Annotated in this window: 12 protein-coding genes, 2 tRNA genes, 3 rRNA genes and 1 other RNA gene; 14 read left to right on the forward strand and 4 right to left on the reverse strand. The window is 43.6% G+C overall.

Annotated features, from left to right (window positions below):
• Window positions 1-72: 72 nt before the first annotated feature.
• The 4 genes from NKR21_RS00110 to NKR21_RS00125 form a co-directional block, all read right to left on the reverse strand.
• Complete coding sequence (locus tag NKR21_RS00110; protein WP_012009062.1) at window positions 73-732, reverse strand: deoxynucleoside kinase; 660 nt, start codon at window positions 730-732, stop codon at window positions 73-75.
• Window positions 729-1352, reverse strand: a complete 624-nt coding sequence (locus NKR21_RS00115) for a deoxynucleoside kinase (protein ID WP_012009063.1) — start codon at window positions 1350-1352, stop codon at window positions 729-731. The genes NKR21_RS00110 and NKR21_RS00115 overlap by 4 nt, the downstream gene beginning before the upstream one ends.
• Before the next feature lie 79 nt (window positions 1353-1431).
• Window positions 1432-2679 carry a glycosyl hydrolase family 18 protein gene (locus NKR21_RS00120; protein ID WP_236832378.1) on the reverse strand — a complete coding sequence of 416 codons (1248 nt, stop codon included), beginning with the start codon at window positions 2677-2679 and terminating at the stop codon, window positions 1432-1434.
• A gap of 99 nt (window positions 2680-2778) precedes the next feature.
• Window positions 2779-3333 (reverse strand): cysteine hydrolase family protein, encoded by a 555-nt coding sequence (locus NKR21_RS00125; protein ID WP_144458533.1) that lies wholly within the window; start codon window positions 3331-3333, stop codon window positions 2779-2781.
• A 79-nt stretch (window positions 3334-3412) separates the two neighbouring features.
• On the opposite strand from NKR21_RS00125, the gene tadA reads away from it, so the two are divergent.
• The 14 genes from tadA to NKR21_RS00195 all read left to right on the forward strand — a co-directional run bounded on the left by tadA (window position 3413) and on the right by NKR21_RS00195 (window position 14281).
• Window positions 3413-3889, forward strand: coding sequence for a tRNA adenosine(34) deaminase TadA (tadA, locus tag NKR21_RS00130; RefSeq protein WP_012009066.1), 477 nt, complete (start codon window positions 3413-3415; stop codon window positions 3887-3889).
• 76 nt (window positions 3890-3965) lie between these two features.
• Window positions 3966-4230: signal recognition particle sRNA large type (gene ffs / locus NKR21_RS00135), an RNA gene on the forward strand.
• A gap of 329 nt (window positions 4231-4559) precedes the next feature.
• Window positions 4560-6272, forward strand: coding sequence for a DNA polymerase III subunit gamma/tau (gene dnaX, locus NKR21_RS00140; protein WP_144458534.1), 1713 nt, complete (start codon window positions 4560-4562; stop codon window positions 6270-6272).
• Between the two features lie 26 nt (window positions 6273-6298).
• Window positions 6299-6622 (forward strand): YbaB/EbfC family nucleoid-associated protein, encoded by a 324-nt coding sequence (locus tag NKR21_RS00145; protein ID WP_008342011.1) that lies wholly within the window; start codon window positions 6299-6301, stop codon window positions 6620-6622.
• A gap of 15 nt (window positions 6623-6637) precedes the next feature.
• A complete protein-coding gene (recR, locus tag NKR21_RS00150) occupies window positions 6638-7234 on the forward strand; it encodes a recombination protein RecR (RefSeq protein WP_003218094.1) in 597 nt (198 codons plus the stop codon).
• 18 nt (window positions 7235-7252) lie between these two features.
• Window positions 7253-7477: a YaaL family protein gene (locus tag NKR21_RS00155; RefSeq protein ID WP_003218088.1), complete on the forward strand. Its 225-nt coding sequence runs from the start codon at window positions 7253-7255 to the stop codon at window positions 7475-7477.
• 66 nt (window positions 7478-7543) lie between these two features.
• Window positions 7544-7807, forward strand: coding sequence for a pro-sigmaK processing inhibitor BofA family protein (locus tag NKR21_RS00160; RefSeq protein ID WP_012009068.1), 264 nt, complete (start codon window positions 7544-7546; stop codon window positions 7805-7807).
• Between the two features lie 321 nt (window positions 7808-8128).
• Window positions 8129-9677 (forward strand): 16S ribosomal RNA (locus tag NKR21_RS00165).
• A gap of 95 nt (window positions 9678-9772) precedes the next feature.
• A tRNA-Ile gene (locus NKR21_RS00170) sits at window positions 9773-9849 on the forward strand.
• Window positions 9850-9863: 14 nt separating this feature from the next.
• Window positions 9864-9939: transfer RNA gene (locus NKR21_RS00175), tRNA-Ala, on the forward strand.
• Between the two features lie 98 nt (window positions 9940-10037).
• Window positions 10038-12968 (forward strand): 23S ribosomal RNA (locus NKR21_RS00180).
• A gap of 61 nt (window positions 12969-13029) precedes the next feature.
• A 5S ribosomal RNA gene (gene rrf, locus NKR21_RS00185) occupies window positions 13030-13145 on the forward strand.
• Together the 16S, 23S and 5S rRNA genes with 2 tRNA genes alongside form the textbook arrangement of a ribosomal RNA operon.
• 171 nt (window positions 13146-13316) lie before the next feature.
• Window positions 13317-13508: a sigma factor G inhibitor Gin gene (locus NKR21_RS00190; RefSeq protein WP_012008635.1), complete on the forward strand. Its 192-nt coding sequence runs from the start codon at window positions 13317-13319 to the stop codon at window positions 13506-13508.
• 158 nt (window positions 13509-13666) lie between these two features.
• The gene (locus NKR21_RS00195) at window positions 13667-14281 is read left to right on the forward strand and encodes a 5-bromo-4-chloroindolyl phosphate hydrolysis family protein (protein ID WP_012008636.1); all 615 of its coding nucleotides are present in this window, start codon (window positions 13667-13669) and stop codon (window positions 14279-14281) included.
• Window positions 14282-14283: the final 2 nt, after the last annotated feature.

Raw genomic sequence — 14283 nt, forward strand, 5'->3', positions numbered from 1 at the left:
TAGTTAAATTGAAACGCAAGCATAAAAATTGGAATTGTCAAACCGCTGCATTCGCGAATGCAGCGGTTTTTTTTATTTTGTTTTAGAGCGATTTTTTTGAATGACAGAAGCTATTTCATGAAGAATGGGATCAAGTGAGCTTTCATCATGAAGTAAGTCGTAATCTTCAATGTTAATTTTAATCACTGGACATAAATCGAATTGTTCGATCCATTCTGTGTATCGAGTGTACATTTCTTCCCAATAGGCTCGGTCCGTTTGAGTTTCCATCTCTCTGCCGCGTTCCTCGATACGATGTAAAATATGATTTAAATCCCCGTGTAAATAGATGAGAACATCAGGGTGAGGGAAGTAAGGTGTCATCACCATTGCCTCGAATAGACTTGTATACGTTTCATAATCTACTTCAGACATCGTACCTTTGTCCGCATGCATTTTTGCGAATATGCCCGTGTCCTCATAAATTGAACGATCTTGCACATATCCTCCACCAGATTCAAAAATCCGCTTTTGTTCCTTAAAACGCTCCGCAAGGAAATAGACTTGTAAATGGAAGCTCCATCTTTGAAAATCAGAATAAAAGGGCTCTAAGTATGGGTTATCATCTACTTTTTCAAGAGAGGTTTGAAAGCCTAGCTTGTCCGCTATCGTTTTAGTCATAGTTGATTTTCCGACACCAACAGTCCCGGCAATTGTGATCACTGCATCTTTTGGTATTTCGATATTGTTCATAGCACTTGCTCCTTTATGTTCTGTACAATTTGCTGGTAATCTTGCTGTGAGGAAACGAAGTCTGTATGATCTCCTTCAATTGTAATGATAGGAAGCCCTGGGTCAGTCTGTTTTAAATGTTCAATGGCCAGCTCATAATCTTCAATGAGTGTTTTTAAATAAGCTGGGTCAATGTCTTCTTCAAAAGAGCGTCCTCTCATCTGTATTCTTTCAAGTAAGGTAGGAAGGCTGGCTTTTATATAGATGATGGCATTGGGTTTAGGAAGATCATCTGTTAGCAAGTGATAGATCTTTCTGTATTTGTCCATGTGCTTTTTCGATAATGTTCTTTCTGCAAATATCATATTTTTATATACATGATAATCAGTGACAATCGGCTGCTGATGATTCACATAGTTTTCTTGAATCGATTCTAACTGTTTGAACCGATTGCATAAAAAGAACATCTCAAGCTGAAAGCTCCATTGTTCCATATCTTCATAAAATTTATCTAAGAATGGATTTTCTTCTACAATCTCTTTTACTAAAGGAAATTGAAATTCCTTCGCAAGCATTGTAGCCAAAGTTGTTTTTCCGGCTCCAATTGGGCCTTCCACTGCAATAAAAGGGGCAGGATACATAGGCGTTCTCCTCTATCTATAAAGTTGTCAAACCAATGTATATTGTACCATACCCCTTCCGAGAGATAGAGCGAACGGATTACGATGTCGTTCTTTTTTCAATATTAAATTGATCTGATAATAAGAGCCAATTTTGAGGGAAGGATAGACCTAATTTCCAATAAGCAATCCCGTTCAAGCTTAACTCTTTGATGAGGTTGAACTTTGCTTGAATCGATCTAGCATCTTCGAACCATACTTCGTGCTCTTTATTATTGGCATCTGTATAACGAAAATAAGGTGCTTGAGCTGTTTCGTCATATAGAATGGAGGCATTATTATTTCTAGCAATGGCAATCGCTTGTTGGGGACTGACAGCTTTAGCGATAGGCCCGCCTTGAACGTAAGGAAGCGTCCAATCATAGCCGTATAAGTTCTGACCCATAACTATTTTATTGGCTGGCATAACGGTCAGTGCATATTCAATGACTTGGCGGACAGGTCCAATGGGAGAGACTGCTTGCGCAGGGCCGCCGCTGTATCCCCATTCGTAGGTCATTAAGACAACATGATCGACGATATTCCCAATAGCTCCATAGTCATGAGCCTCATACCATTTTCCCTTTTGCTGACTACTTGTTTTAGGGGCAAGTGCAACAGATATTGTCCATCCTTCTTGATGGAAGCGGGTCGTTGCCTCTCTTAAAAATTGAATGTAAGCCTCTTTATCAGCGGGACGTAAATATTCAAAATCAAAATGGATTTCTTTAAATTGATACTTTTTTGCAATACGAACGATTTCATTTAAAAATGTGGCTTTGACAGATTGGTTATTCAAAAGAATTCGCCCAAGTTCATCACTGAATTTATCATTCTCTAGATTAGTCACCACCATAGATAAAACGGTTCTGCTCTGAGCGGCTATTTGAGGTAGCTGATCTAACGGTGGTTCTTTCAGTGTTCCATCTCTTTGTGCTTGAAAACTAAAAGCGCCTAAATGCGTTAAATATGGAGAGGCCTCTCTAGCTGCTTGTTTTAAGTTTTCACTCACTTGATTTCCCCGTGGTTCAATGTAAGCATTCGAATTAATGTTCCTTTTAGGTCTTTGAGGGATATAGAGCAAGAAGCGAATAGGAAGTATGGCTTCAGGCCGTATTCTATTCACACGTGCCAGCTCTTCCACTGAAATTCGAAATCGTCTTCCAATTTGATAAAGTGTGTCATTTTGTTTGACCTCATAAAATTGTCCTCTAATTGGAATGACAATTGTTTGTCCAATGACGAGTTGATTTGGTGTTTCAATATCGTTGGTCCGGATGATTTCATTGACTGTTGTTTTAAAACGCATGGCAATTTCGTTTAAAGTATCTCCTCTTTTGACAACATAAATTTGAATAGTCAACGCCCCCTTTGTTATTGCTAACAATTTATGAGGGTTATGGATAAATCATGTTTGATTTTCATTCGTGATCTCTTTAGCAGTGGTGATTTTTGCAAGTAGAACGTTTTCCATCATCGTTAAAGCATATTCGTTGTCTCTGTCGTCATTTGATGCGATACAATCTTTAGGTACAATTAAGTTGTATTCTCGCATGTATGCGTCATTTGCAGTGAATAGAACGCAAATGTTTCCTGCAATTCCGGTCAAAATGATGTCTTGTACACCTAATTCATTTAAGAGTGTCTCTAATGCAGTACCATAGAAGGCAGAATGCTTCGGTTTAATTAAGAAATAATCATCTTTTGATGGTGCCATTTTCTCTAAAATAGCGGAGCTTCTCTCGTTTTTGCATGTTTCCATCACAGCTTGAATATCAGCCTTCCAGAGACCATAGTGGTCGTTGATATAGATGATCGGCCAATTTTCCTTGAAAGCATGATCTTTAAGAGCTAAAATCTTATTGGTCATTTGCTCTGTTTTTTCAGCGAGTACATGTCCCATTTCAAAGTCAAAATTATTAATCATGTCAATAATCAGCAGTGCCTTTTGGTGCTTTTGCAAAGTAAGACCCCCTTTAAAAGATTGTGCTAATATGTTAACCTCAATATCCTTTTAAAAAACATGAAAAGAGAGCCGTGCTATGACGAGAGATGAACAGTTTATGCAAGAAGCTATTTCTGAAGCCTTAAAAGCAGAACAAATAGGAGAAGTACCAATCGGTGCGATCATCGTTGTTGATGACCAAATTGTGAGCCGCGCTCATAATTTAAGGGAAACAGAGCAACGTTCAATTGCGCATGCAGAATTACTTGCTATTGATGAAGCGTGTAAAACAACTGAAAGCTGGCGTTTAGAAGATGCTGTACTTTATGTGACGCTTGAACCATGTCCTATGTGTGCGGGAGCGATTGTTCTTTCTAGAGTGAAAAAGGTCGTTTTTGGTGCATACGATCCAAAAGGTGGATGTGCAGGTACTTTAATGAATTTACTGGATGATGAACGATTCAATCATCAGTCTGAAGTCATTGGTGGTGTACTTGAAAATGAGTGTGGTGAGTTGCTAAGTCAGTTCTTCCGAAATCTCCGTCAACGAAAGAAACAAGCCAAAAGTAAATGAATGGATGAAGTTTGCAATTTCGACTATAAGAAGGTATACTTATGTCTGCGTCACTAACAATTTAATATTCATTTTGCCGTGCTAAGCGGGGAGGTAGCGGTGCCCTGTACTCGCAATCCGCTCTAGCGAGGCCGAATCCCTTCTCAAGGTTCGTTTACTTCAAGGTCTGCCTTAAATAAGTGGTGTTGACGTCTGGGTCCTGCGCAATGGGAATTCATGAACCATGTCAGGTCCGGAAGGAAGCAGCATTAAGTGAAACCTCTCATGTGCCGCAGGGTTGCCTGGGCCGAGCTAACTGTTTAAGTAACGCTTGGGGTAGCGAATCGACAGAAGGTGCACGGTAAATCAATATTAAATGTAACTCATCTAGTTAATCTAGGTGAGTTTTTTGTTGCTGTTTAAAGAATAATTCAGCTGCTTTTTTTATACAAATAGCCAAAAAAACATTTTAGAGTCCTTTTTGTTTTTTATTTTCGGAATGAGAACGAGTGTTCTTGTTGGTTTTGTAGATCAATTCGAACATCTAAAAAACAGGTTTTTGATTCATAGAAAGTAGAAAACCTATAGTTGAAATCATCATTTTCGTTTATTAGAAAATAAAGGTGTGCTTTTGAATTGATCGGTGCATCATGTATAATAAAAAAGATGATAAATGGAGGAGGGCGTATTTGTGAGTTATCAAGCTTTGTATCGAGTGTTCAGACCTCAAGTTTTTGAGGATGTTGTTGGACAAGAACACATCACAAAAACGTTGCAAAATGCCCTTTTGCAGAAGAAGTTTTCTCATGCTTACTTATTTTCAGGTCCTAGAGGAACAGGTAAAACAAGTGCTGCTAAAATCTTTGCGAAGGCAGTGAACTGTGAAAAGTCACCTGTGAGTGAACCTTGTAATGAATGTGATGCTTGTAAAGGGATTACAAATGGCTCAATTTCAGATGTGATCGAAATAGATGCTGCCTCAAACAACGGGGTAGATGAAATCCGTGATATACGTGATAAAGTGAAATTTGCTCCTTCGGCTGTTACATATAAGGTTTATATTATAGATGAAGTACATATGCTCTCTATCGGGGCGTTTAATGCCCTTCTTAAAACGTTAGAGGAGCCGCCTGCTCATTGTATCTTTATTTTAGCTACCACAGAGCCTCATAAGATTCCTCTTACGATCATATCTCGTTGTCAGAGATTTGATTTTAAACGAATCACGACAAAAGATATTGTTGGAAGAATGCAGAAAATTGTAGATGCAGAAAGCCTAAATGTACAAGAGGGCTCGCTCGAGATTATCGCTAGTGCAGCTGATGGCGGTATGCGTGATGCATTAAGCCTCTTAGATCAAGCCATTTCGTTTAGTGGTGAGCAACTGACAATTGATGATGCGCTGCTCATTACAGGAGCTGTTTCTCAGCAATTCATTAGTCAGTTAGCCGAAGCAATTTTTGATCAAAATATTGCCATGGCGTTAGATACCTTAAATGAATTACTTCAGCAGGGGAAAGATGCTGCTAAATTAATAGAGGACATGATTTTTTACTTTAGAGATATGCTGCTTTATAAAACAGCACCAGATCTGGAAGGGGTCCTTGAAAAGGTAAAGGTCGATGAAAATTTCGTGACGCTTTCGGATCGTGTGACACCTCAATTTCTATATGAAACAATTGAAGTGCTGAATAAAAGTCACCAAGAAATGAAGTGGACGAATCATCCAAGGATTTTCTTTGAGGTAGCTGTTGTCAAGCTATGTCAGGCAACGGCTGGAATACCACAAGCTCATGCTAACGCTGATTTAACGACGCTAACGGATAAAATAGACAGGTTGGAACAGGAGCTATCTAGGATCAAAGCTGAGGGTGTGCCAATGTCTCATTCTCAACATCCTCAAGAAAAAAAGGAAGCACCTCGACCACAAACGAGTAACAAAAATGGATATCGTGCACCTGTCGGCCGAATTCACGAGATTCTAAAAGAAGCAAAACGTCCAGAGTTAGAAAAAATTAAAGGCAAATGGGGAGAACTCCTTGCCCACTTGAAACAGCAGAATAAGGTGTCTCACGCTGCACTATTAACGGATAGTGAACCAGTTGCTGCGGCTACTCATGCCTTTGTTTTAAAATTCAAGTTTGAAATACATTGTAAAATGGTTGCTGAAGATAAAAGCGGTGTTCGAACTAACCTTGAGCAGCTACTAGAGTCTATGTTAGGGAAAAGAGTGGAATTAGTTGGCGTTCCTGACGCTCAATGGGGTAAAATAAGAGAAGAATTTTTAAGAGATCATCAGCCAGATGAACAGGCAGATGGTCAGGGGACTCCTGCTGAAGAGGATCCATTGATTGCAGAAGCAAAGAAGTTAGTAGGAACCGATTTAATTGAAATTAAAGATTAATAAAAATGAAAGAGAGTGGTGTTCATATGCGCGGTGGAATGGGAAATATGCAAAAAATGATGAAACAAATGCAAAAAATGCAAAAGGATATGGCTAAGGCTCAAGAAGAGCTTGCAGAAAAAGTCCTTGAAGGTACAGCTGGTGGCGGTATGGTCACTGTAAAAGTAAATGGACAAAAAGAAGTTGTCGATGTAGCAATTAATGAAGAAGTTGTTGATCCAGAAGATATCGATATGCTTCAAGATCTTGTACTTGCAGCGACAAATGATGCATTGAAAAAAGTTGATGAGTTAACAAATGAAACAATGGGTCAATTCACAAAAGGAATGAACATGCCAGGTTTATTCTAGGAGGAATAACTGAAGATGCAATATCCTGAACCAATATCAAAGCTGATTGATAGCTTTATGAAATTGCCAGGAATCGGACCGAAAACTGCGGTCCGTCTGGCTTTTTTTGTTCTTAGCATGCAGGAAGATGTCGTGCTAGATTTCGCGAAGGCGCTTGTTAATGCAAAGCGTAATTTAACTTATTGCTCAGTATGCGGCCATATCACAGATCAAGATCCTTGCTATATTTGTGAAGATACAAGAAGAGATCAATCTGTTATCTGTGTAGTACAAGATCCAAAAGATGTGATCGCAATGGAAAAGATGAAAGAATACAACGGCTTATATCATGTCCTTCATGGTGCTATTTCGCCAATGGATGGTATTGGTCCAGAGGATATTAAAATTCCTGATCTGCTAAAAAGATTGCAAGACGATCAAGTGACAGAGGTAATCCTTGCAACCAATCCCAATATTGAAGGAGAGGCTACAGCCATGTATATCTCTAGATTGTTGAAACCATCAGGAATTAAACTCTCTCGTATTGCTCACGGACTACCAGTAGGTGGAGACTTAGAGTATGCAGATGAAGTCACACTGTCTAAAGCTCTAGAGGGCAGACGTGAGATGTAGGAAGGAGAAGTACGGTACATGGGTTTTCTTCGCAGAAAATCAATTCGAAAAGAATTCGATGAGAAATTAATTCAACAGCTTTTTAAGCAAAAGGAAGAATGGAACAGACAAAAAAAGCTTGTCGCAAATAGCGTTGAGCCTTCACCGGACATTCTATTCGAATTAAAGCTTGCTCAAGCGAAGTACTTTTTCTATCTAAGAGAAGCGAAAAAGAGAAATTTACGTTTAAACAACTGGAGATAGCAGGTCTATTTTACATAGTCCTCTCATATGCTTGTACTATTCATATGAAGAGGAGATGAGAGGATTATGGAACCTGTTATTGTGATCGGGTCAATTTTGCTAGCTGTACTATTGTTGTTTATGTCAGGTGTTCAAGCGAACCCCTTCAAGTGGTTAGGGCTAATTGGAATAAAGTTTGTGGCAGGTGCTCTATTTTTATTTTGTCTTAATCTATTTGGAGAGAGTCTAGGATTACATGTATCTATTAACCCTGTAACAAGTGGCATCAGTGGTTTATTGGGCATTCCAGGCGTAGCAGCTTTAGTTGTAATTGAAAAATTTATTATTTAATGAGAAATATTGTTGACTTTGATTCTGTATGGTGGTAAATTAATATACGTCGCTGATGACGAAGAAACGAAAAAACATAATAGCAAAAAAAGTTGTTGACATTAACAATTTAAATATGGTATGATGTTCTAGTCGCTTCTGAAGCGGTAAACAAGTTCTTTGAAAACTAAACAAGACAAAACGTACCTGTTAATTCGAGTTTTTATAAAAAATCCTATGATATTTCATAGGTAGTCAGTCAAACGCTGACGAGGCAGGAAATGATCACATGCTAAGTTCGCTACATCGTGTAGCAACGCATGTGTGATATGCATCCTGCATACCTCGGAGAGTTTGATCCTGGCTCAGGACGAACGCTGGCGGCGTGCCTAATACATGCAAGTCGAGCGGACAGAAGGGAGCTTGCTCCCGGATGTTAGCGGCGGACGGGTGAGTAACACGTGGGTAACCTGCCTGTAAGACTGGGATAACTCCGGGAAACCGGAGCTAATACCGGATAGTTCCTTGAACCGCATGGTTCAAGGATGAAAGACGGTTTCGGCTGTCACTTACAGATGGACCCGCGGCGCATTAGCTAGTTGGTGGGGTAATGGCTCACCAAGGCGACGATGCGTAGCCGACCTGAGAGGGTGATCGGCCACACTGGGACTGAGACACGGCCCAGACTCCTACGGGAGGCAGCAGTAGGGAATCTTCCGCAATGGACGAAAGTCTGACGGAGCAACGCCGCGTGAGTGATGAAGGTTTTCGGATCGTAAAGCTCTGTTGTTAGGGAAGAACAAGTGCGAGAGTAACTGCTCGCACCTTGACGGTACCTAACCAGAAAGCCACGGCTAACTACGTGCCAGCAGCCGCGGTAATACGTAGGTGGCAAGCGTTGTCCGGAATTATTGGGCGTAAAGGGCTCGCAGGCGGTTTCTTAAGTCTGATGTGAAAGCCCCCGGCTCAACCGGGGAGGGTCATTGGAAACTGGGAAACTTGAGTGCAGAAGAGGAGAGTGGAATTCCACGTGTAGCGGTGAAATGCGTAGAGATGTGGAGGAACACCAGTGGCGAAGGCGACTCTCTGGTCTGTAACTGACGCTGAGGAGCGAAAGCGTGGGGAGCGAACAGGATTAGATACCCTGGTAGTCCACGCCGTAAACGATGAGTGCTAAGTGTTAGGGGGTTTCCGCCCCTTAGTGCTGCAGCTAACGCATTAAGCACTCCGCCTGGGGAGTACGGTCGCAAGACTGAAACTCAAAGGAATTGACGGGGGCCCGCACAAGCGGTGGAGCATGTGGTTTAATTCGAAGCAACGCGAAGAACCTTACCAGGTCTTGACATCCTCTGACAACCCTAGAGATAGGGCTTTCCCTTCGGGGACAGAGTGACAGGTGGTGCATGGTTGTCGTCAGCTCGTGTCGTGAGATGTTGGGTTAAGTCCCGCAACGAGCGCAACCCTTGATCTTAGTTGCCAGCATTTAGTTGGGCACTCTAAGGTGACTGCCGGTGACAAACCGGAGGAAGGTGGGGATGACGTCAAATCATCATGCCCCTTATGACCTGGGCTACACACGTGCTACAATGGACAGAACAAAGGGCTGCGAGACCGCAAGGTTTAGCCAATCCCATAAATCTGTTCTCAGTTCGGATCGCAGTCTGCAACTCGACTGCGTGAAGCTGGAATCGCTAGTAATCGCGGATCAGCATGCCGCGGTGAATACGTTCCCGGGCCTTGTACACACCGCCCGTCACACCACGAGAGTTTGTAACACCCGAAGTCGGTGAGGTAACCTTTATGGAGCCAGCCGCCGAAGGTGGGACAGATGATTGGGGTGAAGTCGTAACAAGGTAGCCGTATCGGAAGGTGCGGCTGGATCACCTCCTTTCTAAGGATATATGGAGCAGCGTGCGTTTTCGTCTTGTTTAGTTTTGAAGGAACTTGCAAAAGATCCTACAACATCATATCTTCGATATGAAAGATGGGCCTGTAGCTCAGCTGGTTAGAGCGCACGCCTGATAAGCGTGAGGTCGGTGGTTCGAGTCCACTCAGGCCCACCATCTTCTATTAAATCGGGGCCTTAGCTCAGCTGGGAGAGCGCCTGCCTTGCACGCAGGAGGTCAGCGGTTCGATCCCGCTAGGCTCCACCAACGTGTTCTTTGAAAACTAGATAACAATAAGTAATACATTCACATTGAATGCAATGCAAAGTTCATCACACATAGTGATTCTTTCTAAAGTAAGAAATGGTTAAGTTAGAAAGGGCGCACGGTGGATGCCTTGGCACTAGGAGCCGATGAAGGACGGGACGAACACCGATATGCTTCGGGGAGCTGTAAGCAAGCTTTGATCCGGAGATTTCCGAATGGGGAAACCCACTGCTCGTAATGGAGTAGTATCCATACTTGAATACATAGAGTATGAGAAGGCATACCCGGGGAACTGAAACATCTAAGTACCCGGAGGAAGAGAAAGCAAATGCGATTCCCTGAGTAGCGGCGAGCGAAACGGGAACAGCCCAAACCAAGAGGCTTGCCTCTTGGGGTTGTAGGACACTCTATACGGAGTTACAAAGGAACGATATAAGCGAAGAGGTCTGGAAAGGCCCGCCAAAGAAGGTAACAGCCCTGTAACTGAAATGTTGTTCTCTCCAGAGTGGATCCTGAGTACGGCGGAACACGTGAAATTCCGTCGGAATCCGGGAGGACCATCTCCCAAGGCTAAATACTCCCTAGTGACCGATAGTGAACCAGTACCGTGAGGGAAAGGTGAAAAGCACCCCGGAAGGGGAGTGAAATAGATCCTGAAACCGTGTGCCTACAAGTAGTCAGAGCCCGTTAAAGGGTGATGGCGTGCCTTTTGTAGAATGAACCGGCGAGTTACGATCCCGTGCAAGGTTAAGCAGAAGATGCGGAGCCGCAGCGAAAGCGAGTCTGAATAGGGCGCATGAGTACGTGGTCGTAGACCCGAAACCAGGTGATCTACCCATGTCCAGGGTGAAGTTCAGGTAACACTGAATGGAGGCCCGAACCCACGCACGTTGAAAAGTGCGGGGATGAGGTGTGGGTAGGGGTGAAATGCCAATCGAACCTGGAGATAGCTGGTTCTCTCCGAAATAGCTTTAGGGCTAGCCTCAAGGTAAGAGTCTCGGAGGTAGAGCACTGATTGGACTAGGGGCCCCTACCGGGTTACCGAATTCAGTCAAACTCCGAATGCCGATGACTTATCCTTGGGAGTCAGACTGCGAGTGATAAGATCCGTAGTCGAAAGGGAAACAGCCCAGACCGCCAGCTAAGGTCCCAAAGTATACGTTAAGTGGAAAAGGATGTGGAGTTGCTTAGACAACCAGGATGTTGGCTTAGAAGCAGCCACCATTTAAAGAGTGCGTAATAGCTCACTGGTCGAGTGACTCTGCGCCGAAAATGTACCGGGGCTAAACGTATCACCGAAGCTGCGGACTGTTCTAACGAACAGTGGTAGGAGAGCGTTCTAAGTGCTGTGAAGTCAGACCGGAAGGACTGGTGGAGCGCTTAGAAGTGAGAATGCCGGTATGAGTAGCGAAAGACGGGTGAGAATCCCGTCCACCGAATGCCTAAGGTTTCCTGAGGAAGGCTCGTCCGCTCAGGGTTAGTCGGGACCTAAGCCGAGGCCGAAAGGCGTAGGCGATGGACAACAGGTTGATATTCCTGTACCACCTCCTCACCATTTGAGCAATGGGGGGACGCAGGAGGATAGGGTAAGCGCGGTATTGGATATCCGCGTCCAAGCAGTTAGGCTGGGAAATAGGCAAATCCGTTTCCCGTGAAGGCTGAGCTGTGATGGCGAGCGAAATTTAGTAGCGAAGTTCCTGATTCCACACTGCCAAGAAAAGCCTCTAGCGAGGTGAGAGGTGCCCGTACCGCAAACCGACACAGGTAGGCGAGGAGAGAATCCTAAGGTGATCGAGAGAACTCTCGTTAAGGAACTCGGCAAAATGACCCCGTAACTTCGGGAGAAGGGGTGCTTCTTAGGGTGTTAAAGCCCCGAGAAGCCGCAGTGAATAGGCCCAGGCGACTGTTTAGCAAAAACACAGGTCTCTGCGAAGCCGTAAGGCGAAGTATAGGGGCTGACGCCTGCCCGGTGCTGGAAGGTTAAGAGGAGCGCTTAGCGTAAGCGAAGGTGCGAATTGAAGCCCCAGTAAACGGCGGCCGTAACTATAACGGTCCTAAGGTAGCGAAATTCCTTGTCGGGTAAGTTCCGACCCGCACGAAAGGCGCAACGATCTGGGCACTGTCTCAACGAGAGACTCGGTGAAATTATAGTACCTGTGAAGATGCAGGTTACCCGCGACAGGACGGAAAGACCCCGTGGAGCTTTACTGCAGCCTGATATTGAATGTTGGTACAGCTTGTACAGGATAGGTAGGAGCCTTGGAAACCGGAGCGCTAGCTTCGGTGGAGGCATCGGTGGGATACTACCCTGGCTGTATTGACCTTCTAACCCGCTGCCCTTATCGGGCAGGGAGACAGTGTCAGGTGGGCAGTTTGACTGGGGCGGTCGCCTCCTAAAATGTAACGGAGGCGCCCAAAGGTTCCCTCAGAATGGTTGGAAATCATTCGCAGAGTGTAAAGGCACAAGGGAGCTTGACTGCGAGACCTACAAGTCGAGCAGGGACGAAAGTCGGGCTTAGTGATCCGGTGGTTCCGCATGGAAGGGCCATCGCTCAACGGATAAAAGCTACCCCGGGGATAACAGGCTTATCTCCCCCAAGAGTCCACATCGACGGGGAGGTTTGGCACCTCGATGTCGGCTCATCGCATCCTGGGGCTGTAGTCGGTCCCAAGGGTTGGGCTGTTCGCCCATTAAAGCGGTACGCGAGCTGGGTTCAGAACGTCGTGAGACAGTTCGGTCCCTATCCGTCGCGGGCGCAGGAAATTTGAGAGGAGCTGTCCTTAGTACGAGAGGACCGGGATGGACGCACCGCTGGTGTACCAGTTGTTCTGCCAAGGGCATCGCTGGGTAGCTATGTGCGGACGGGATAAGTGCTGAAAGCATCTAAGCATGAAGCCCCCCTCAAGATGAGATTTCCCATTCCGCAAGGAAGTAAGATCCCTGAAAGATGATCAGGTTGATAGGTCTGAGGTGGAAGCGTGGTGACACGTGGAGCTGACAGATACTAATAGATCGAGGACTTAACCTATATTCTATTGTGAAGTTTGAACATTGTTATCTAGTTTTGAGAGAACATTCTCTCCATCAGGTTTGGTGGCGATAGCGAAGAGGTCACACCCGTTCCCATACCGAACACGGAAGTTAAGCTCTTCAGCGCCGATGGTAGTTGGGGGTCTCCCCCTGTGAGAGTAGGACGCCGCCAAGCTTCTATAAGGATCAGTTCCATTTGGAACTGGTCTTTTTTGTTTTTTAAGAAAAGGAACAAACACCCGATCTGACATGGATACATATACTAAACTACCATCTAAAACATTCTTAATTTTGTATACAATTGAAAGCGCTAGGGCATACTGAAGCTATAAGTGGAGGTGTCACAATGGACAAAAAAGAGCGAGAAGCGATTTGTTTGATTTGTGAAGAGAAAAAGACAAAAGGAATTTATTTATATCATCAGTTTTTGTGCCGAGACTGTGAGCGAAAGTTAATATCTACATCGACCTCGGATCCTAGCTATTCCGACTATGTGAGAAAGCTTAAAAATCTTCATACGCCGCCTTTGTATTCATAGACCACTAGATGGTCTTTTTTTATGAGCTATGAAGGATTGGGCCTGTTTTTTTGGAACTTAGTTTGGACATCATCCGTAATTCATAATAAGATAAACAGAGAGCCGTAATTCATAATAAGATAAACAGAGAGCCTGATTATTCATAGGAGTCGATAAACATGAAATCAATCTTTTATACTTTTATATGGTCCATCCTCTCTACTTTTTTTTCGCTTGTGATTTTAACCGTCAGTATAGGGGTCTTCCATCATCATGCTGGATTATCGATACTGTATGCGATGATTGGGTGGGGTGTGTTGTTTGTAGGGAGCAGATGGACTGCTTTCCAATTGTTTTTAAAGAAACACGGACTGTCTCGTAGTGATTATGTATATATCAAACAGCATTTAAAAGAAGCAGGGCAAAAGCTTGTGCGTTTAAAAAAAGCTTTATTTGCTGTGAAAAACGTACAAACGATCAAACATAATTATGAAGTTTTTCGGCTTGCACGACGAATCTATACAATAACAAAAAAAGAGCCAAATCGATTTTATGATGCACAGCGCTTTTATTTTGAAAGTTTGGATTCCGTCGTTGAACTAACTGAGAAATATGCACTGTTGTATAATCAGCCTAATCGTAGCCATGAGCTGGAAATGACATTAAGCCAAACCCGAGTGACATTGACAGAGCTGCAAAAGCAATTGACGAATGATTTGCAACAAGTGTTAGGAAGAGATATAGAAGCTCTTCATATTGAGCTTGAAGTAGCAGATAAAATGATGAAGAAATAGAT

It is taken from the genome of Bacillus sp. 1735sda2, assembly GCF_024159245.1.
GTDB lineage: Bacteria > Bacillota > Bacilli > Bacillales > Bacillaceae > Bacillus > Bacillus pumilus_O.